Raw genomic sequence first — 18,134 nt, 5'->3', positions numbered from 1 at the left:
TTATGGCAAACTTGAAAGATATTCAAAGACAGATTAAGAGTGTTTCAAACACTCAAAAGACGACTCGTGCGATGAAGCTTGTATCAACTGCCAAGCTTCGCCGTGCAGAAGAACTTGCAAAACGTTCTCGTCTTTATGCTCAAAAAATGAATCAGGTCATTGCCGAAATAGCTGGACGCATAGAATGCAACAGAGTTGGAGGGTTGGAAAATCGCTTTTTTACAGCAATTGAAAACCCAAAAATGGTTGACATTATTTTTGTAACTGCAGATAAAGGTTTATGTGGCGGTTTTAATATTCAAACAATTAAAGCTGTGAATAAACTTCTAAAAGAGTACAAAGAGAAAAAAGTAAAAGTGCGTTTACGCGGAATCGGTAAAAAAGGGATAGAATACTATAAGTATAATGAAGTTGAAATGTTTGATACTGTCATAAACTTAAGTTCTAAGCCGAATAAAACGAGATCTGATGAATTTATAAAAACTTCTATCGAAGATTACAAAGAGGGTAAAACGGATGCTGTTCATATTATTTATAACGGCTATAAAAACATGATAACACAAGAGTTACATGTAAACAATGTTTTACCTATTGATGTAAATGATTTTGATTGTAAAGAAGTAGAATCAAAATCAATGATGGAAATTGAAGCAGAAGATGAAGATAAAATGCTTGAGTCTTTAATTGAAAAATATGTAAATTACAATATGTACTACTCTTTGATTGATTCAGTTGCTGCAGAGCATTCTGCACGTATGCAGGCTATGGATACAGCAACGAACAATGCAAAAGAGATGGTAAAAAGTTTAAATGTACAATACAATAAAGCGCGTCAAGCCGCTATTACTACAGAGCTGATAGAAATTATCAGTGGTGTGGAGTCTATGAAATAATGGAGAAAAATATGATTGGAAAAATTAGCCAGGTAATGGGTCCTGTTGTTGATGTTGATTTTGATGGTTATCTTCCAGTAATTAACGAAGCAATTGAAGTGAATGTTAATTTAGAAGGTAGTGAACATCGTTTGGTATTAGAAGTTGCAGCACACTTAGGTGACGGTCGTGTTAGAACGATTGCAATGGATATGAGTGAAGGTTTGGTTCGTGGTATGGACGCAAAAGCTACAGGTGCACCGATCAGTGTTCCGGTTGGTGAAAAAGTACTCGGCCGTATCTTTAACGTAATTGGTGAAACAATTGATGGAGGAGAGCAGGTTACTGATGCTCCGACATGGTCAATTCACCGTGATCCTCCACCGTTGGTTGATCAGTCAACAACTACAGAGATGTTTGAAACAGGTATTAAGGTTGTTGACTTGCTTGCTCCATATGCAAAAGGTGGTAAAGTCGGACTCTTCGGAGGGGCTGGTGTCGGTAAAACAGTTATCATCATGGAGCTTATCCACAATGTTGCACACGGGCATGACGGTCTTTCTGTATTTGCCGGTGTCGGTGAGAGAACTCGTGAAGGAAATGACCTTTACTACGAGATGAAAGAATCGAACGTACTTGACAAAGTTGCACTGTGCTATGGTCAGATGTCTGAGCCTCCAGGAGCACGTAACCGTATTGCGCTTACAGGTCTTACTATGGCTGAGTATTTCCGTGACGAAAAGAAACTTGATGTATTGATGTTTATTGACAACATCTTCCGTTTTGCACAGTCAGGTTCAGAGATGTCTGCACTTCTTGGACGTATCCCTTCAGCTGTTGGTTATCAGCCGACATTGGCTCGTGAAATGGGTGCACTGCAGGATCGTATTACATCAACTAAAAACGGTTCAATTACTTCTGTACAGGCAGTATATGTACCGGCAGATGACTTGACTGACCCTGCTCCGGCTTCAGTTTTTGCCCACTTGGATGCAACAACGGTTCTTAACCGTAAAATTGCGGAAAAAGGTATCTATCCTGCGGTTGATCCATTGGATTCAACTTCAAGACTGCTTGATCCGCAAATTTTGGGTGAAGAGCACTACAATGTAGCTCGCGGTGTACAGCAAACACTTCAAAAATATAAAGATTTGCAGGATATTATTGCGATTCTTGGTATGGATGAACTTAGTGAAGATGACAAAAATGTTGTTGAACGTGCCCGTAAAATTGAGAAGTTTCTTTCTCAGCCATTCTTTGTTGCAGAAGTTTTCACTGGTGCTCCAGGAAAATATGTTAAACTTGAAGACACAATTGCAGGTTTCAAAGGCATCCTAAACGGTGACTATGACCACATGTCTGAAAGTGCATTCTATATGGTCGGAAATATGGATGAAGCTATTGCTAAGAATGAGAAAAATAAATAAGCATATTGCTTAAGACAAAGGACTGTAATGGATACATTTAAACTTGAAATCCTAACGCCTGACGGTGAAATCTATAATGGTAAAGCTGTCAGTGTTGTTCTTCCTGGAAAAGAGGGAGAGTTTGGTGTTCTGGCAGGTCATGCATCTCTAACTACATTGTTAGAAGCTGGCGTGGTAGATATCGAAAAAGAAGATAAATCAGTCGAGTCTATTGTTGTTAATTGGGGTGTTGTTCAAGTTGATGAAGAAAAAGTTGTTATTTTGGTTGAAGGTGCTGCTGCAATTCGCGGTGAAACTGAATCTGAGATTGCGCAGGCACTTGATGCAGCAAAAAAACTTATTAATGAAATTGCAGATTCAAGCACTGCTATCGCATCAGTATCAGCAAAAATAGAATCTGCCGCACAAAAGTTAATATAGTAACCGTATGATTAATAATTTAATAGATTTTTATCTAAAAAGCCACCCTGTGACTCTCGGAGTATTGCTACTGCTCTCTTTATACTTTATAGTATTGAACTGGGTGTTTTTTTACCGCTATTTTTCTCTTAATAACTGGCTTTCTCGTGAAAGTGCTTCTCTTGAATCACTTTTACTTGGAGCTACTACTGTAAATGAAAACTCTTTTTTAAATAATTTTATAAAAACCAGTAATGTTGTTTCAAAAGAAGTTTTAGGACTCGGTATGCTTGCTGCGACAAAAGAAGCGACAAAAGGACTTTCTGTACTTTCTGTTTTTGCTTCTACCTCTCCTTTTATCGGACTGTTTGGTACAGTTGTTTCTATTTTAGATACATTTTCTCATATCGGACAAAACAGCGGAGGTATGTCAATTATTGCCAGTGGCGTTTCGGATGCATTAGTGGCAACCGCTTCAGGTATATTTGTAGCCACATTCGCCTATACATACCATCAGGTTTTAAAAAGAAAGTCATATGAACTTATAAGCTATCTCCAAATGCAAAGTGATGCGATTTTAGCACGTAAGGCGTAAAACAGTGCTGTATGATTGGGAAGAAAAACCAGAGCTCAATATTACTCCCCTTGTGGATGTAATGCTTGTATTGCTTGTCGTTTTAATGGTTATCGCTCCAAATATTATATATGAAGAAAATATAAAACTGCCGCAGGGCTCAACAACTGAGCAACTCTCGAAGATTCCTCCTGTGCATATAACAATAGACAAAGACAGAAATATAAAAGTCAATAAAGACAACTATCTCTTAAATGCTTTTATGGATAACTTTTCATTGTATGCAAGAAAGTTAAATAAAAAAGCAACTGTATTAATCAGTGCAGATAAACGTTTGGACTATGGTATAGTTATGTCAGTGCTTGCTGCGGTTAAACAGGCAGGTTTCACTGAGGTATCTTTAGCTACAAATGGATAACAACAGCCGTTATTTTTACATAAGTGGCTTTTTGTCACTCTTTCTTTTTGCATTTTTTTTATTCTCATTTCTTTATATGATGTTTCATGCTTCCAAAACAAAAGCATATGGCTATAAAAAAGAAAATTATATTTCTGTTTCAATTAATGTCACAAATACAAAGCACCCGACGAAAAAGAAAAGTTCCAAAACAGTTCCCGCAACTAAAAAAGTTGTAAAAAACATAGATATCAATAATCTGTTCAGTGATGTATGGACAAAAAAAATAGACAACAATGTAAAAAAAGTTAAAAAAACTGACAATAAAAGACGGATAGAACAGATTACAAGAAAAATCAGGCCCACAAAACAAGAAGACAGAGAGTCTGTCACACAAAAGATCAGTACACTTCAGGCAAGTCATGACCCGTCAAAAAGTGAAGCAACATCTGCTGCGAATGAAGTTAATGAATATTTGGCTAAAATTCAGGATATTGTTTATCAACATTTTAATGTACCGCAAAACAGTGAGGGCAACAGTGTAAAAACAGTAATCGAACTTGACCCTTTTGGTAAACTTATTGATTTTAGAATACTGAGTTATTCTAAGAATGAAGCACTCAATGAAGAAGCAGACAGGATTAAAGAACGATTAAAAGATGTTGTATTTCCTGTTAACCCGAAAAACAGACCGAGCAGAACGATTGTTATATTAATTTCTAAGGAGTAGATTTTGAAAATATTTTTTTCTTTGTTCATTTTAATCAGCCTTGCTTTTGCAGGTGATGCAACTATAGAAGTAGTGAAAAAAGCAGACTCTTTGCCTTCCTTGGCAGTTGAAGATGCGTCGCTCAGCTATAATGACACATTTAAGCTGCGTTTTTTTAAAGCTTTGATAGCAGATTTAAATGTTATTTCTTTATTTAATGTTGACAGACATCACAGGTTTGCCGATTTTGATGATACAAATGTACTTGTTGCCAATAAAGATATGAATTATGTTTTGCGCTATAAACTGTTTGAGGATGACAACAAAGCTTTAAATATTGAAATGACTCTGTTTCACCAAAATGAAGTAGTCTTTTCAAAACGATACAGAGTAAACAACAAAAAAATCTATATGTTTATATCTCATGCAATGGCTTATGATATCAATGAGTTTATGGGTGAACCTTCTGTTGGATGGATGAAGAGAAAAGTTATATTTTCCCGTATAGTTGCGCCTAAAAAAAGTGAAATTATTATTGCGGACTATACACTCTCTTACCAGCATGTAATCATCTCAGGCGGATTGAATATCTTTCCAAAATGGGCGAACAAAGCACAGACCGCATTTTATTATACATCTTTGGATTCTTTTGAACCTACTTTGAAATATGTTGACATTAAAACTGCAAAAGTGAAAAACATTATATCTTCTGACGGGATGATGGTATGTTCAGATGTCAGCGAAGACGGAAAAAAGCTGCTGCTCACAATGGCAAGAGACGGTCAGCCGGATATTTATCTTTACAATACAGAGACAAAAAAATATAAAAGAATTACCACATACAGCGGAATAGATGTAAACGGACAGTTTATGGGAGATGATAAAATTATTTTTATTTCATCCCGTTTAGGCTATCCCAATGTGTTTTCCAAAAGATTGGACAACGGGCTTGTGGAACAGCTGGTCTATTATGGAAAAGCAAACTCTTCATGCAGTGCGCAAGGACATTATGTAGTCTATGAGGCCCGTGAGAGTTCAAATGCTTTTAGTGCAAATACATTTAATCTGCATCTTATCTCCACAGAGACCGATTTTATTCGCAGGCTCACTGCGACAGGAGTGAATGAGTTTCCAAGGTTTTCCAAAGACGGTGATGCGATTATATTTATAAAAAACTACAAATCGCAAAGTGCCATTGGCATTATTCGGCTGATGCACAATAAAAACTATCTTTTTCCTCTAAAATCAGGAAAAATACAATCTATGGACTGGTAAAGTTTTAAGTGTTCATCACTTATTACATTTTTTTGGTATAATATATCAATTTTAAAAGCAAGGAAATAAATAATGAAAAGTATAGTTCTTTCAAGTGTTGTAGTAGCACTTTTGGTTTTCAGTGGTTGTAGTACAAAAGAACCGGCAGTCGACACAAAGACTGAAGAAGTCACAGCACCGGTAGCACAAGAAGTTGAAGAAGTGATGACTGAAACTGTGACAGGTGAAAATGCGGAAATTAGTTCATCTTCAAATACACTCAACAGCAATCAGTTAAGTGCCAGTGCAATTGAATCAAAATTCCCTACAGTCTATTTTGATTTTGACAAGTATAACATTAGACCTGACATGCAGGAGAAAGTGGATACTGCAGCAGAACTTGGAAAAACTACTGCAAAGTCTTTTAATATAAAACTTGAAGGCAACTGTGATGAGTGGGGAAGTGATGAGTACAATTTTGCACTTGGACTCAAACGTGCAAACAGTGTAAAAAAAGCTTTGGTTGCCGAGGGCATTGACGCTTCTCGTATTTCTATGGTCAGTTACGGAGAGAGTAATCCTGTATGTACTGAGCACACAAGAGAATGCTGGGCTAAAAACCGTCGTGTAAATTTCAAACTTTTACCATAAGTTTTATAGATGAAAAGTAATATACGCACTTTATTACTTCTTACTTTTGTCTCTTCTTTATCGTTTGCTTCTGAACCTTCTGCGTTCGGAGCAGGCGACTTGACCGCACCGACACCCTACGGACTTACTCAAAGTGAAAAAGTTATTTTGCAAACAAAAGATACTTTGAAAAAAGTTGCCATAAATACAAAATCACAAGCCAGTAAACTTGATTCATTGCGCGAAAGGGTAGACGGTATACAAAGTGTTGTAGAGAATCTGAGTGTACGCTCTCATGAAAATAAGCGAGAATTACAAAAATTCAAAGAGCAAAACAGAGTAAATCTTGACAATATTCATGAGTTTCAAACCAGGCTGGCTGAAAAAGTACAGAAAAATCAAGATGAGATAGCAAAACTGCAAACTATGATCTTTGAGCTTTCAAAAGTCGTAGATAAAATAAATGCCCAGTATGTAAGCAAAGGTACATTCAATACTCTTGTAAAAGATATCAATGATTTTAAAACATTGATTGCAAAAGAGATGCAGTCTAGAAAAAACAGTGTGAAACCGGGAAAAATAAGCAGTGCACAGTTATACAACCAGGCAAAAGCAAATTTTGACAAAAGATACTATACAAAAGCGATTCAAAACTATAAAGAACTCATTAAAAGAAAATACAAACCGGCCTATGCACATTATATGATAGGTGAGATGAACTTTAAAAGAAAAAATTATGCAGAGGCAATTTCATATTTTAAAAAAAGTGCTTCTTTGTATGACAAAGCTTCGTATATGCCAAAACTGTTGTTACATACTGCAATTGCGATGGATAAAACAGGAGACAAGGCACATGCAAAGACATTTTACAATGCTGTAATTGCAAAATATCCTCATTCAAAAGAAGCAAAAGAGGCTAAGAAACATTTAGACTAAACTGGGGTAAAAGATGCTTTTCAGCAATAATATAGATTATTATGATAAAATCCCAAAAAAATAAAAGGTAAAATAATGGCAATTCAAGACAATCAAATTGTATCAATGGAATATGAAGTACGTGATGGCGATCAAATCGTAGACAGTAACAAAGGTGGAGCTCCATTGGTATTTATGTTCGGAAAAGGACAAATTATTCCAGGACTTGAAAACGGAATCAAAGATATGAATACAGGTGACAAAGCTGACATTTTAGTTAAAGCAGCAGATGCCTATGGTGAATATAATGCAGATGCAACGCAAGAGGTTCCAAAAGAGCAGTTTGCCGGAATTGATTTAACTGAGGGCATGACTCTTTACGGTCAGGGTGAAGATGGCGGAACTGTGCAGGTTATAGTGAAAGAAATCAAAGATGATACTGTTGTCATTGATTTTAATCATCCTCTTGCCGGAAAAGATTTAATGTTCACTGTTGCCATTAACAATGTAAGAGATGCCTCTGCTGAAGAAGCAATGACTGGTGTTCCGGAAGAAAACAAACCTTCTGATGAAGAGGGTTGTTGTGGAACAGGTGGCGGCAGCGGTTGTGGATGTAACTAAATTTCTAACTGCCTGTGAGGCTTCCTCCCAGGCTAAAAAGACAGCGACTCTTTTAAAAACACTTACGGTAAATGCACTTATTACAGGTGAACACGGTGTTGGAAAAAAGACCTTGGCTTCTTTTATTCTCCCTGATGCATTTATAATTGACGCATCTAATTTTGATGAGCTGCTTCTTTCGTTAGAAAACACACAAGCTATCATAATCACAAATCTTGACAATTCACCCAATATTGAACGTTTGGTACAGGCTGTAAAAGAAAACAATGTAAGAGTTATAGCAACGGCAAAAGACTCTTTTTCCCACCGGGCAATTGATGAACTTTTCAGTGTGAAGTTTAATATTCCTCCTTTACGAGAGAGAATGGAAGATGTCAAAGCATTAATCGAAAAGTTTGTGAGCGAAGCTATTGTGTTATTTGGTGAGTGCAGTAACTTTGACGTAAGTAATTTTAAGCCTGATTTGTCCCAAAATGCCATCTCTTTAAAAAGACAGGTGATGATAAATTATTTACTTCAAGATATTCAAGACAGTGAGCTAATGGACATTATTGAACATTATCTTTACGACAAACTTGGTTCCAAGAGTGATTACAGAAACTATTTGTATCTTTATGAAGTACCGCTTCTCAAAGCAGGTCTGCATAAGTTTAAATCACAGGTACAGTTAGCTGAAAGTCTGGGTTTAAACAGAAACACATTACGAAAAAAGATAACAGAAAATAAAAAATATATAGAAGGAAAAATATGAAAAAAATAGCTATGATATTTGCAGGACAGGGTTCTCAGGCAGTTGGTATGGGAAAAGATTTTTATGAAAATTCTGAAACTGCACGTGAAATGTTTGATAAAGCCGGTGAAAGAATCGGTGTGGATTTTAAAGAACTTATTTTTGAAGAAAATGAAAAACTGGGACAGACGGCCTATACACAGCCGGCAATTTTACTTGTTCAGATGATAGCATACAGACTTTTCAAAGAGGCTTGTCCCGATACTAAAGCCGAACTTTTTTTAGGACACTCTCTGGGTGAGTTTTCTGCTTTATGTGCAGCAGGTGCCATTGATTATGTAGATGCCGTAGAACTTGTGCATAAACGCGGTGCTTTTATGCAAGAAGCCTGTGAAGGAAAAAATGCCGGTATGATGGCAATTGTCGGCCTTGATGACGCAAGTGTGGAAAAAATCTGCAGTGATGCACAAAACGAAGGCAAACAGGTATGGCCTGCCAACTATAACCAGGACGGACAACTTGTAGTTGCGGGAAATAAAGAAGACCTGGCATCACTGGAGCAGACTTTTAAAGAAGCAGGAGCAAAACGAGCCTTGCTTTTAAATATGTCTGTTGCATCACACTGTGATATACTGGCACCTGCACAGGAATCTCTTGCCGAAATTATGCAAACACAGATACAAGAGAATTTTGAAGCCCCTGTGATTTCAAATGTTACAACAAAACCCTACAGTACAAAAGCGGAAGCAGTTGACCTTTTAAAAGAGCAGCTTGTAAAACCGGTAAAATACAAACAGTCAATTCAGGCAATAGCGCCTGAAGTTGACCTGGCCATAGAATTTGGCAACGGAGTTGTACTAAAAGGTCTTAACAGAAGAATTGCAAAAGAGTTGAAAACACTCAATATATCAGATATGGCATCATTACAAAAAGTGAAAGAGGAAGTTTGCTCTTAATATGAGAGTCACACTTGCACAAACTTCACCGAAGTTAAACCGTACAAATATTACCGAGGCAGTTGTCTGGATAAATGATGTCAAAGAAAGTTCAGATCTTATAGTCTTTCCTGAACTCTCTTTAAGTGGGTATTTGCTTCAGGATAAACTTTTTGAAGATGCCTATTTGCTTGAAGAACTGAGTGTTTTTGAAGAGTTGAGCAAAGATATTGATATTGTTGTCGGCGCAGCACTCAAAGACGGGAATGTTTTTAGAAATACAGCACTGTACTACAGCGGCGGAAAACTTCTCTCCAAACATATAAAAGTACACCTGCCAAATTACGGAATGTTTGAAGAAGCACGCTATTTTGAAGGCGGTGACAGATTTGAATCATTTGTTGCGGGGAGAAAAAAAGTTTCGATGCTCATCTGTGAGGATTTGTGGCATACCAGTGTGCATGAAGAACTCACCAGCCTTGATCCGGACTTGATTATCGTTCTTGTGGCATCCCCTGCTCGCGGATTTAATGAAAAATCTTTGGATATTCAAGACAAATGGTATGGAATTATCAGCAATGTTGCAAAAGAGTGCCGTGCAGAGCTTCTTTTTGTCAACCGTGTGGGATTTGAAGACGGACTTGGCTTTTGGGGCGGAAGCTGTATCGTTCAAAAAGAGGGCAAAAGAGTGCATCAGTTGCCACTGTTTGAAAAATCAATACAGACATTTACAATCGAGGAATAAATATGACAATAGCAATAATGGGTGCAATGCCTGAAGAAATCGCACCGATTTTAGAAAAATTAGGTGAATACAAAACGACTGTATATGCAGGAAACAAATATTATGAAGCAAATTACAAAGGCACAGATCTTGTCATAGCCTATTCAAAAATAGGAAAAGTTTTTTCAACATTGACGGCAACCACCATGTGTGAACATTTTGGAGCGCAAAAACTTCTGTTTTCAGGTGTTGCCGGAGCAATATCGCCAAAGCTAAAAGTAGGAGATTTGATTGTAGCTACAAAACTTGCCCAACACGATCTTGATATTACAGCCTTTGGACATCCTTTTGGATATGTGCCAGAGGGTGCTGTTTATGTTGAAGCAGACAAAGAACTGACAGCCCTGTCAAAAGAGGTTGCAAAAGAGATGGGCAAAAATGTCCAAGAAGGTATTATTGCAACGGGTGATCAGTTTGTAGCAGATGAAAAAAGAAAAAACTGGATTGGAGAGACGTTTCATGCAGATGCACTGGAAATGGAAGGGGCAAGTGTCGCTGTTGTATGTGATGCTTTGGATGTGCCTTTTTTTATTCTTCGTGCAATAAGTGATGCGGCAGACATGGATGCAAGTTTTTCTTTTGATGAGTTTTTAGAGACCAGTGCCGTGGAATCTGCTGAATTTATTATGAAAATGGTTGATAAACTTGTCGGTTAAACTTTCCAAAAAAATTATGTCAAAACTCGGTAAAACAAATGCCGAGTTTTCCTTGATAGAAGAGGGGGACAAAATTCTTGTCGGACTCAGCGGAGGTAAAGACTCTCTGACAATGATTCATGCGATGAAAGAGCAGCAGCGCCGGGCCCCTTTTGCCTTTGATTTTATTGCCGTTACCGTAAGCTACGGAATGGGTGAAAATTTTGACAAACTCTCCGCACATTGCAGGGAATATGGTATAGAACATATAGTAAAAGAGACCCAGACCTATGATTTGGCAAAAGAAAAAATTCGCAAAAATTCTTCATTTTGCAGCTTTTTTTCCCGTATGCGGCGAGGGTATCTTTACAGTGTTGCCAAAGAACTGGGATGTAACAAGGTTGCACTTGGCCACCATATGGATGATGCGGCAGAGAGCTTTTTTATGAATTTTATTTACAATGGACAGATGCGCAGTCTTGCTCCGAAATATACAGCCCAAAACGGGCTTGTTGTGATTCGTCCTCTGATTCAGATGCGTGAACGTCAGCTGCGTGCTTTTGTGGAAGACAACGGCATAGAAGCCATAGGCGATGAAGCCTGTCCTGCCATGCGTTTTGATGTCAAAATGCCCTATGCAAGAGCACAGATGAAAGAGATGCTCTCATCAATGGAAAAAGAACACCCTCAGCTTTTTACTTCACTGAATGCCGCTTTTAAAAACATCTCAGTCGATAGTTTTTTTATGAGTGAGGAGTAGCCTCTTCATCATAGATTACAATGGTTCCGGCAATTAAATCATGCAGTCCTCTTTTGTCTTTTCGAAAAGCCACCATCAAAAATCCGAGTCCGAACAACAGTAATGAGGGGATATAGGCCAAAGAACGTGTGATCGCCTGTTTGTTGTTTATATCTTTACATGTAAAGGCATCAACTATCTTTACATGTAGAAATTTTTTCCCGGGGGTTGCTCCGCGCCACTTTTCCCAAAAAAGAATTGTTACAAGCAAAACTGAAATCTCAAAAACAAATTCCCATGTTAAAGAGGTATGGGGCTGTTGGTCAAGAGCATGTATATTCCCGTTCATTGCCATTTGAATATTGTTTTGGTACTGTACAAAATCAAACCAGTTGCCATCACTTACAAAATAAATAATGATACCTACAGGCAGAGCCAAAAAGAGCGTATCAAAAAATGAGGCAAAAAAGCGTATCCAAAACCCTGCATATCTAATATTTTTTTTCATACCCTAAAGATAGCGTAAAAAATCTTACTTAATACTAATGTAACACTTTTTCTATACACTTTTACATATTTTGCGGGAGAAATGTAATGAATAGAAAAATTTTGTTTTTATCTTTGTGTGCATCGTTGGCATTAGCAGAGAGTGTGGTAGAAATCAGTCCTGTCAGTGTGATAGCAACAGGTGTAAAAGAAAGTATTTTAGAACAGCCTCTGAGTATAAGCACGAAAGGGGAAAAGGAGATAGAGCTTGATCAGGTTATATTTCAAAAAGACCTGCTCAACTCCCTTTCCGGTGTGCGTATTGAACAAACCGGTTCTGTTATAGGACATATGACCTCCATTCGTATGCCTGTGAATACCGGTCCCTATTATCTCTTTATGCAGGACGGAATTCCTGTGCAGTCAAGCGGTTTTTTCAATCATAACGGGCTTGCCTATACTACATTTCAGAGTGCTTCGTCTGTTGAAGTGATAAAGGGAGCAGGAACTGCTTTGTATGGATCCGATGCCGTTGCTGCCACCATTGATGTACAATCCTTGAAAAAACCTTCAAAAGAGAAGGTTGTTTTACTCAAAGGTATGGGCGGAAGCTATGGATACGGCCTTGGAAGTGCGGAGGTGAGTGATGCTATAGACAAAGAGAGCGGATATCGTGCAAATATATCTTATATGCACAGTGACGGTTGGCGGGAGCATACAAAAACTGACAGAGTTGAATCCAATTTTCGTTATGACAAAAGAGTGAACGATGATAATGATATAAAAATTATTGCAAATTTTTCTAAAACTGTGGCGCAACAGGCTGACAGTTTTAATAACTATGCAAATATAACAAACGGCTCAACGGCTGCAAGTGATGATCCGAATTATTATACAGCCTTGCAAAAAACAGATGTAGAGAGAAAGTTTGACTATGCGAGGGTCAGTGTCCAACTGAATAATTACAGGTATAATGATTTGGAAATTTCTCTGATCCCGTATCTGCGTTACAACAGAAACAGATATGTTGCAACCTGGGAAACAAATCTTCCAAGCAATGATAATGAAATTTATACCTTTGGCCTGCAACAGAGAAATACTTATGAAAAAGAATGGGGAAAAATAGTTTTTGGCTTTGATACAGAATATACACAGTCTTCTCTGAAATATAATCAGAATTTTGATATTACAACGACAGGATGGGGCGGTGCTACCTATCTTACAGGGGCATTGTATGACTATACGGTAAATTATTTTGCCATAGCCCCTTACATCCACACAGAATACAAACTGTGGAGTGCCCTGATTGTGAGTGCCGGCTTGCGATATGACTATAACAGTTACAGTTATGATAATAAACTCGCAGATAACAGTTATGACGCCTCGGGAACATATTACAGACCTGCAGACAGAGATGACAGCTATAATTATCTAAGTCCAAAACTGGCTTTGAGTTATTTTCCTGCGAAGGATTTAAATCTTTATGCACGGTATGCAAACGGTTTTAGAATTCCACAGGCAACACGTCTGTATTCTGTAAAGGCAGGATACGAACAGATAAACCTTGATCCCGAAACATCAAATACCTACGAGATAGGATTAAAAAAATCTTTTTCCAAAAAGACATCTTTTGAATTGGCAGTCTATTATATGACTATAGAGGATACCATCATACGAGATAGAAATACCGGCGGTTACCGCAATGGTGGCAGTTCTATACACAGAGGGGTAGAAGTGACACTCAAAGAGGAGATATCTCGGGAACTGGAGACGGCAGTTGCATATACCTATACAAAACACAATTATGACAATGATCCTGTTCTTGGCGATAATGAAATGGCAGGAGCACCGAACAATATAGCAAATGTACGTCTTTTTTATATGCCGGACGCTCTCAAAGGAGTTACCCTGCAGGGCGAATGGCAATATGTCGGTTCCTATTGGATGGATGATGCACATACGGTTGAGAAATATGACGGATACAGTATCGGCAATGTTAAAATGAATTATAACTACTCAAAGAGGGTAAGAGTTTTTGCCAAAATTACCAATATTACAGATAAAAGATATGCTGTCAATGCTCGGTATGCCTACGGAAGAGAAGACTATACGCCCGGTGATCCAAGACAGTTTTATGCGGGCTTAGAGTATAAATGGTAAAAATCTATAAACTTCATAAAATTGTCGGATTGAGTTTTGCCGCAGTATTGGCTCTTTTGGCTTTTACGGGATTTTTACTGGATCATGACAAATGGAGTTTTTTATATACGATAACTTTCAAGAGTGTGCCGCAAAAGAGTATAGAGGCGGACAAAAGGCTTTTTGAAGCGTATTATATTGATAAAAAAAACTCCGATACTGTCATAGCGGGCGGTAAACGGGGTTTGTTTAAAAGCACGGATGCAGGAAAGCATTTTGAAAAAATCAGTTCCCTGCAGTGTAATGCGATAAGGGAGCAGAAACACACACTGTACATAGCAACATCGCAGGGCGTATACTGCTATGATTTTAAAAAACTGACACCGTTGGTCCTTAAAAACAGATATATAAGCTCCTTGGCCTTATATGAAAATAAACTGGTAGCGGTTGAAGAGAAAGAGAGAGTGTATGTAGTAGATATAAAGAGTAGAAAAGTTACAACAAGCACAGAAATATTTCTGCCAAAAGAAGCACTGCAAGAAGATATAAAACTTTCAAGATTTATACGGGATTTACACTATGCAAGAGGACTTTTTGACGGAGACCTTTCTCTTTTTCTCAATGATTACGGGGCACTGGTTTTATTATGGCTCAGTATAAGCGGGTATATCATTTGGTATTTGATACGCTCTAAACAAAAGGCACAGTTTGCAAGAAAAATGATAAAAACACATGCAAATATTTTTGTCATTTTTTCTATATTCCCTCTTTTTATTTTATTGACAACCGGACTTTTTTTAGATCATGCGTCAGCACTTGGAAAATTTATGAAATCTGTGACAATTCCACATAAAGTTTTACCACCAATATACAATACTCTAAAAGCTGACATCTGGTCTGTTGACTACGACGGGAAAGTGTATAGAATAGGGAATCGTTACGGTATCTACAAAAGTAGGGATTTAAACAAATGGCAATTGGAAAACAGAGGTTTTGCGTACAGAATGATACGAAGAGGAAAACGCCTCTATGTCAGCGGAATGGGAGCCCCCAACCGTATTTTGGATGCAAAGCATTTTGAAATTTTAAAAAATGCACCGCATATGTTCCGTGACATTATAGAAAAAGAGAACAGAGTAGAATATTTCAGCCCTGTGCAAAAGAGTGTAAAGTTACCACAGTTTCATGAGGCAACACTCTACTCTGTACTTTTAACACTGCATGATGGCAGTTTTTTCGCTTCCTGGTGGATATGGGTAAATGATGCAGCTGCTTTGTCTTTGCTGTTGCTGCTGGTAAGCGGGTTTCTACGATGGAGACACAAAAGAAAGCATTTCAAGTATCTTTTCTTTAAGTGAGCCCATAGTACTTTGGAGCCTGCGGTTCTCCATAGTAATAACCCTGTAAAAAATCGACGCCAAACTCTTTGACAAGCAGCGCCAGTTCTTCTGTGCTGACAAATTCGGCAACGGTACGAATATCAGCCTGTTTGGCATACTGTATAATCCCCCGTACCATATTGTTAATATTTTCATCTTTATTGAGCTGTGTTATCAGTGAGCCATCGAGTTTTATATAGTCAAGATGCAGTCTCAAAATATTTGTAAAGTTGGAATAGCCCGAACCAAAATCGTCAATAGCCACTTGGCATCCGTATTTTTTTACAAATAAAATAAAGGCTTCGACAACAGCATAATCGTCAATATCTTCTGATTCGAGTATTTCAAATGTAATTCTTTCCCCTCCGTATTTTTCCAAACGGTTTTTTATATAATCAAGCATAGAGGCAGAGTTGAGGTTCTCATAACTGAGATTGATAGAAATTTGAATATTGTTTTTTGCATAGACATTAAATACTTTTTGCATCATCTGTCGTGTAAAAAATTCAAATGTTTTATCTTCTTTTGCCGCATCCAAAAAGTAATAAGGCGAGATAATTTCACCGCTGCTTGTCTGTATTCTTGCCAATGCTTCATATTTGACAGTTTTTCCGCTTTTTGCCTCTATAATAGGTTGAAAATACGGAATGATGTCACCGTTGTAAAGTGCTGTTTTATAGACTTTAAGTCTCTGAATTTTCTGTGCTTTTTCATCTTTGAGGGACTGTCTGTTTTTATAGATTTTGTATTTTTTTTGTGAAATAAGTGCTTCTTGCAGTGCAATGTTTGCATGTGCCAAAACAGTATCTATACCGTAGGCAATACCTGCTGTAAAGTCAGCCACTATAGATTCATTGCTTTCATTTTCCTCTGCTTCAGTCGGAAGCAGTAAAGAGTGCTGCATTAAAAGTAAATACTTCTCAAAAAGATTTTTATTTGTGATTAAAAATGCGAATTCCTGCAAATTAAGATTATATAAGGTCACTTCTTCATCATGGACTATATTATGCAGTTCTCTGGTTTTTTGTCTAATGATATCCTGGACAACAGCATTGCCGTAAAGGTCTTTTAATACATTCAGCTGGTTTACATGTAAAATTATCAGCATCGCCTCTTTTTTAAGCAGAGAAAGATCTTCATGCAGTGCGGTATGATTTGGAAGTTTTGTAAATCTATCCAGGCTTTTGAGATTTTTAATGGCATATTCGTTGACATCAAGCATCACAGTGTTTTTTTGCGCTTTATGCAGGTTTTCATCGGCTATGCTGTATAAATCATCACAGTTAAGATAAAATTTTGACGTATCAAGATTAATGCCACCTACTGAAAGATGTAAGGATTTTAGAGTATTCAATTCAAGAATATTCTTTGCTGTATCATTTATATATTCATCTTCTTTGTTGTGCACAGTCAGAGCAAATTCATTGTGTGATATCCGAAATAATTCAGAATTTTGCGGGTTTTTGAGTTCTTGTAAAAAATGAGATACCTGCAGGATTGTCTCATCTTCAATGGGTTCATCATCGATTTTAATCAGTAAGAGGGCAAACAATTCCTCTTTCCAAATGGCACGCTTGTATTCTGTTTTGAGGTAGTTATGAAAGTATTGTTTGTTATATAAAGAGGTAATCGGGTCAAGAGTAGAAAAATATTCCAGTCTTTTTTGATAGGTGATGTCTTTTAACAAAGAGGTATAACCGATGATGTTTTTGCTTTTGTCATGCAAAGGTGTAATAACTGCATGTACCCAATATTCTTCACCTGTACTTTTTGTATTTTTTAAATCACCTTCCCAGGTATTATTGGCAGAGACAGTCTCCCACAAATTTTTTATGGTTTCTCTGTGGATATCATGGTTTTTAAAAATACTGTGATTTTTGCCAAGTATTTCTTCTTTTGTGTAGCCTGTAAAATCCAAATAGGCCTGCGAAATATTTGTTATATTTCCATGAATATCCGAAACTGTCAAAAAGATATTTTCATCAATCATTTTCTCTTTTTGCAGTAACAAAAATGCTTTATTTTCCAACTCCTGTACAAGGAGAGATTTTTTTGCAAGTTCCAGTAGGGCAAGCAGTGTATCATCTGTATTTTTAAGAGGTTCACTGATATATTTGTCTATTCCTAAACCGATAGCCTCCGGAAAAAAATGAGAGCTTCCTTTTTGTGTTATAAGGGCAATAACCTGATTTTCATGCTGTTTTTTAATCTCTTTTGCCAGTTCTATGCCCTGGGAGTTTGTGAAATCCAGGCTAAGGACAACTATATCATAATATTTACTGTGTTTGGAATAGTATGTTTTATAAAGAGAAAGCGCCTCTTTGACATTATCACTTACCGTTACATGTAAAGAAAGGTTTTGAAGGAGAGAATGAATTTTGTTTCTTACCGAGAGTCTGTTCTCGACATATAAAATTCTTAAATCTGTGTACTCTCTTACATCTTGCAGAAGGTTCATACTTTAATTCCTCAGTGTTATAATCTATTATATATTATAATACATTGATTG

At 37.2% G+C, this 18,134-nt stretch carries 19 protein-coding genes; 17 read left to right on the top strand and 2 right to left on the bottom strand.

Annotated elements, in window-relative coordinates; translation table 11 throughout:
* Positions 1–2: 2 nt before the first annotated feature.
* The 15 genes from atpG to MNY28_RS04255 all read left to right on the top strand — a co-directional run bounded on the left by atpG (position 3) and on the right by MNY28_RS04255 (position 11,642).
* Positions 3–893 carry an ATP synthase F1 subunit gamma gene (gene atpG / locus MNY28_RS04325; protein ID WP_151899915.1) on the top strand — a complete coding sequence of 297 codons (891 nt, stop codon included), beginning with the start codon at positions 3–5 and terminating at the stop codon, positions 891–893.
* Between the two features lie 11 nt (positions 894–904).
* The gene (gene atpD / locus MNY28_RS04320; RefSeq protein WP_151899916.1) at positions 905–2,299 is read left to right on the top strand and encodes a F0F1 ATP synthase subunit beta; all 1,395 of its coding nucleotides are present in this window, start codon (positions 905–907) and stop codon (positions 2,297–2,299) included.
* A 27-nt stretch (positions 2,300–2,326) separates the two neighbouring features.
* Positions 2,327–2,719 carry an ATP synthase F1 subunit epsilon gene (atpC, locus tag MNY28_RS04315; RefSeq protein ID WP_151899917.1) on the top strand — a complete coding sequence of 131 codons (393 nt, stop codon included), beginning with the start codon at positions 2,327–2,329 and terminating at the stop codon, positions 2,717–2,719.
* Between the two features lie 7 nt (positions 2,720–2,726).
* Positions 2,727–3,293, top strand: a complete 567-nt coding sequence (locus tag MNY28_RS04310) for a MotA/TolQ/ExbB proton channel family protein (RefSeq protein ID WP_346389011.1) — start codon at positions 2,727–2,729, stop codon at positions 3,291–3,293.
* A 4-nt stretch (positions 3,294–3,297) separates the two neighbouring features.
* Positions 3,298–3,690, top strand: coding sequence for a biopolymer transporter ExbD (locus tag MNY28_RS04305; RefSeq protein ID WP_346389010.1), 393 nt, complete (start codon positions 3,298–3,300; stop codon positions 3,688–3,690).
* Positions 3,683–4,399 carry a TonB C-terminal domain-containing protein gene (locus MNY28_RS04300; protein ID WP_346389009.1) on the top strand — a complete coding sequence of 239 codons (717 nt, stop codon included), beginning with the start codon at positions 3,683–3,685 and terminating at the stop codon, positions 4,397–4,399. The genes MNY28_RS04305 and MNY28_RS04300 overlap by 8 nt, the downstream gene beginning before the upstream one ends.
* A gap of 3 nt (positions 4,400–4,402) precedes the next feature.
* Complete coding sequence (gene tolB, locus MNY28_RS04295) at positions 4,403–5,653, top strand: Tol-Pal system protein TolB (protein WP_346389008.1); 1,251 nt, start codon at positions 4,403–4,405, stop codon at positions 5,651–5,653.
* Between the two features lie 72 nt (positions 5,654–5,725).
* Positions 5,726–6,283 (top strand): peptidoglycan-associated lipoprotein Pal, encoded by a 558-nt coding sequence (gene pal / locus MNY28_RS04290; protein WP_151899921.1) that lies wholly within the window; start codon positions 5,726–5,728, stop codon positions 6,281–6,283.
* Positions 6,284–6,292: 9 nt separating this feature from the next.
* Positions 6,293–7,198 (top strand): tetratricopeptide repeat protein, encoded by a 906-nt coding sequence (locus MNY28_RS04285; RefSeq protein WP_346389007.1) that lies wholly within the window; start codon positions 6,293–6,295, stop codon positions 7,196–7,198.
* A 75-nt stretch (positions 7,199–7,273) separates the two neighbouring features.
* Positions 7,274–7,798, top strand: coding sequence for a peptidylprolyl isomerase (locus MNY28_RS04280; RefSeq protein ID WP_151899923.1), 525 nt, complete (start codon positions 7,274–7,276; stop codon positions 7,796–7,798).
* Positions 7,746–8,549 (top strand): Fis family transcriptional regulator, encoded by an 804-nt coding sequence (locus tag MNY28_RS04275; RefSeq protein WP_230973305.1) that lies wholly within the window; start codon positions 7,746–7,748, stop codon positions 8,547–8,549. The genes MNY28_RS04280 and MNY28_RS04275 overlap by 53 nt, the downstream gene beginning before the upstream one ends.
* Positions 8,546–9,484, top strand: coding sequence for an ACP S-malonyltransferase (fabD, locus tag MNY28_RS04270; RefSeq protein ID WP_346389006.1), 939 nt, complete (start codon positions 8,546–8,548; stop codon positions 9,482–9,484). The genes MNY28_RS04275 and fabD overlap by 4 nt, the downstream gene beginning before the upstream one ends.
* A gap of 1 nt (position 9,485) precedes the next feature.
* On the top strand, positions 9,486–10,208 hold the full coding sequence (locus MNY28_RS04265) for a nitrilase-related carbon-nitrogen hydrolase (protein ID WP_346389005.1): 723 nt from the start codon (positions 9,486–9,488) through the stop codon (positions 10,206–10,208).
* 2 nt (positions 10,209–10,210) lie between these two features.
* Positions 10,211–10,903 carry a 5'-methylthioadenosine/adenosylhomocysteine nucleosidase gene (locus MNY28_RS04260; RefSeq protein WP_346389004.1) on the top strand — a complete coding sequence of 231 codons (693 nt, stop codon included), beginning with the start codon at positions 10,211–10,213 and terminating at the stop codon, positions 10,901–10,903.
* A 16-nt stretch (positions 10,904–10,919) separates the two neighbouring features.
* A complete protein-coding gene (locus MNY28_RS04255; protein WP_346389003.1) occupies positions 10,920–11,642 on the top strand; it encodes an ATP-binding protein in 723 nt (240 codons plus the stop codon).
* Here the strand turns inward: MNY28_RS04255 and MNY28_RS04250 are convergent.
* Complete coding sequence (locus MNY28_RS04250; RefSeq protein WP_346389002.1) at positions 11,626–12,129, bottom strand: RDD family protein; 504 nt, start codon at positions 12,127–12,129, stop codon at positions 11,626–11,628. The genes MNY28_RS04255 and MNY28_RS04250 overlap by 17 nt on opposite strands.
* Before the next feature lie 86 nt (positions 12,130–12,215).
* On the opposite strand from MNY28_RS04250, the gene MNY28_RS04245 reads away from it, so the two are divergent.
* Positions 12,216–14,267: a TonB-dependent receptor gene (locus MNY28_RS04245; protein WP_346389001.1), complete on the top strand. Its 2,052-nt coding sequence runs from the start codon at positions 12,216–12,218 to the stop codon at positions 14,265–14,267.
* Complete coding sequence (locus MNY28_RS04240) at positions 14,261–15,604, top strand: PepSY domain-containing protein (RefSeq protein WP_346389000.1); 1,344 nt, start codon at positions 14,261–14,263, stop codon at positions 15,602–15,604. Before MNY28_RS04245 ends, MNY28_RS04240 begins: the two co-directional genes overlap by 7 nt.
* On the opposite strand, the gene MNY28_RS04235 is transcribed toward MNY28_RS04240, so the two are convergent.
* Positions 15,597–18,083, bottom strand: a complete 2,487-nt coding sequence (locus MNY28_RS04235) for an EAL domain-containing protein (protein WP_346388999.1) — start codon at positions 18,081–18,083, stop codon at positions 15,597–15,599. The genes MNY28_RS04240 and MNY28_RS04235 overlap by 8 nt on opposite strands.
* Between the last annotated feature and the right edge of the window lie 51 nt (positions 18,084–18,134).

Source organism: Sulfurimonas sp. NWX367 (assembly GCF_039667065.1).
Lineage (GTDB): Bacteria > Campylobacterota > Campylobacteria > Campylobacterales > Sulfurimonadaceae > Sulfurimonas > Sulfurimonas hydrogeniphila.
Note: the sequence above shows the minus strand (reverse complement) of the source record. Positions and strands in the feature narration are given on the sequence as shown.

What these genes read in the sequence shown, in the direction of transcription:
- atpG (WP_151899915.1), top strand. Translation starts at nt 3, where the DNA reads ATGGCAAACTTGAAAGATATTCAAAGACAGATTAAGAGTGTTTCAAAC.
- atpD (WP_151899916.1), top strand. Translation starts at nt 905, where the DNA reads ATGATTGGAAAAATTAGCCAGGTAATGGGTCCTGTTGTTGATGTTGAT.
- atpC (WP_151899917.1), top strand. Translation starts at nt 2,327, where the DNA reads ATGGATACATTTAAACTTGAAATCCTAACGCCTGACGGTGAAATCTAT.
- MNY28_RS04310 (WP_346389011.1), top strand. Translation starts at nt 2,727, where the DNA reads ATGATTAATAATTTAATAGATTTTTATCTAAAAAGCCACCCTGTGACT.
- MNY28_RS04300 (WP_346389009.1), top strand. Translation starts at nt 3,683, where the DNA reads ATGGATAACAACAGCCGTTATTTTTACATAAGTGGCTTTTTGTCACTC.
- pal (WP_151899921.1), top strand. Translation starts at nt 5,726, where the DNA reads ATGAAAAGTATAGTTCTTTCAAGTGTTGTAGTAGCACTTTTGGTTTTC.
- MNY28_RS04285 (WP_346389007.1), top strand. Translation starts at nt 6,293, where the DNA reads ATGAAAAGTAATATACGCACTTTATTACTTCTTACTTTTGTCTCTTCT.
- MNY28_RS04280 (WP_151899923.1), top strand. Translation starts at nt 7,274, where the DNA reads ATGGCAATTCAAGACAATCAAATTGTATCAATGGAATATGAAGTACGT.
- MNY28_RS04275 (WP_230973305.1), top strand. Translation starts at nt 7,746, where the DNA reads ATGAAGAGGGTTGTTGTGGAACAGGTGGCGGCAGCGGTTGTGGATGTA.
- fabD (WP_346389006.1), top strand. Translation starts at nt 8,546, where the DNA reads ATGAAAAAAATAGCTATGATATTTGCAGGACAGGGTTCTCAGGCAGTT.
- MNY28_RS04265 (WP_346389005.1), top strand. Translation starts at nt 9,486, where the DNA reads ATGAGAGTCACACTTGCACAAACTTCACCGAAGTTAAACCGTACAAAT.
- MNY28_RS04260 (WP_346389004.1), top strand. Translation starts at nt 10,211, where the DNA reads ATGACAATAGCAATAATGGGTGCAATGCCTGAAGAAATCGCACCGATT.
- MNY28_RS04255 (WP_346389003.1), top strand. Translation starts at nt 10,920, where the DNA reads ATGTCAAAACTCGGTAAAACAAATGCCGAGTTTTCCTTGATAGAAGAG.
- MNY28_RS04250 (WP_346389002.1), bottom strand. Translation starts at nt 12,129, where the DNA reads ATGAAAAAAAATATTAGATATGCAGGGTTTTGGATACGCTTTTTTGCC.
- MNY28_RS04245 (WP_346389001.1), top strand. Translation starts at nt 12,216, where the DNA reads ATGAATAGAAAAATTTTGTTTTTATCTTTGTGTGCATCGTTGGCATTA.
- MNY28_RS04240 (WP_346389000.1), top strand. Translation starts at nt 14,261, where the DNA reads ATGGTAAAAATCTATAAACTTCATAAAATTGTCGGATTGAGTTTTGCC.
- MNY28_RS04235 (WP_346388999.1), bottom strand. Translation starts at nt 18,083, where the DNA reads ATGAACCTTCTGCAAGATGTAAGAGAGTACACAGATTTAAGAATTTTA.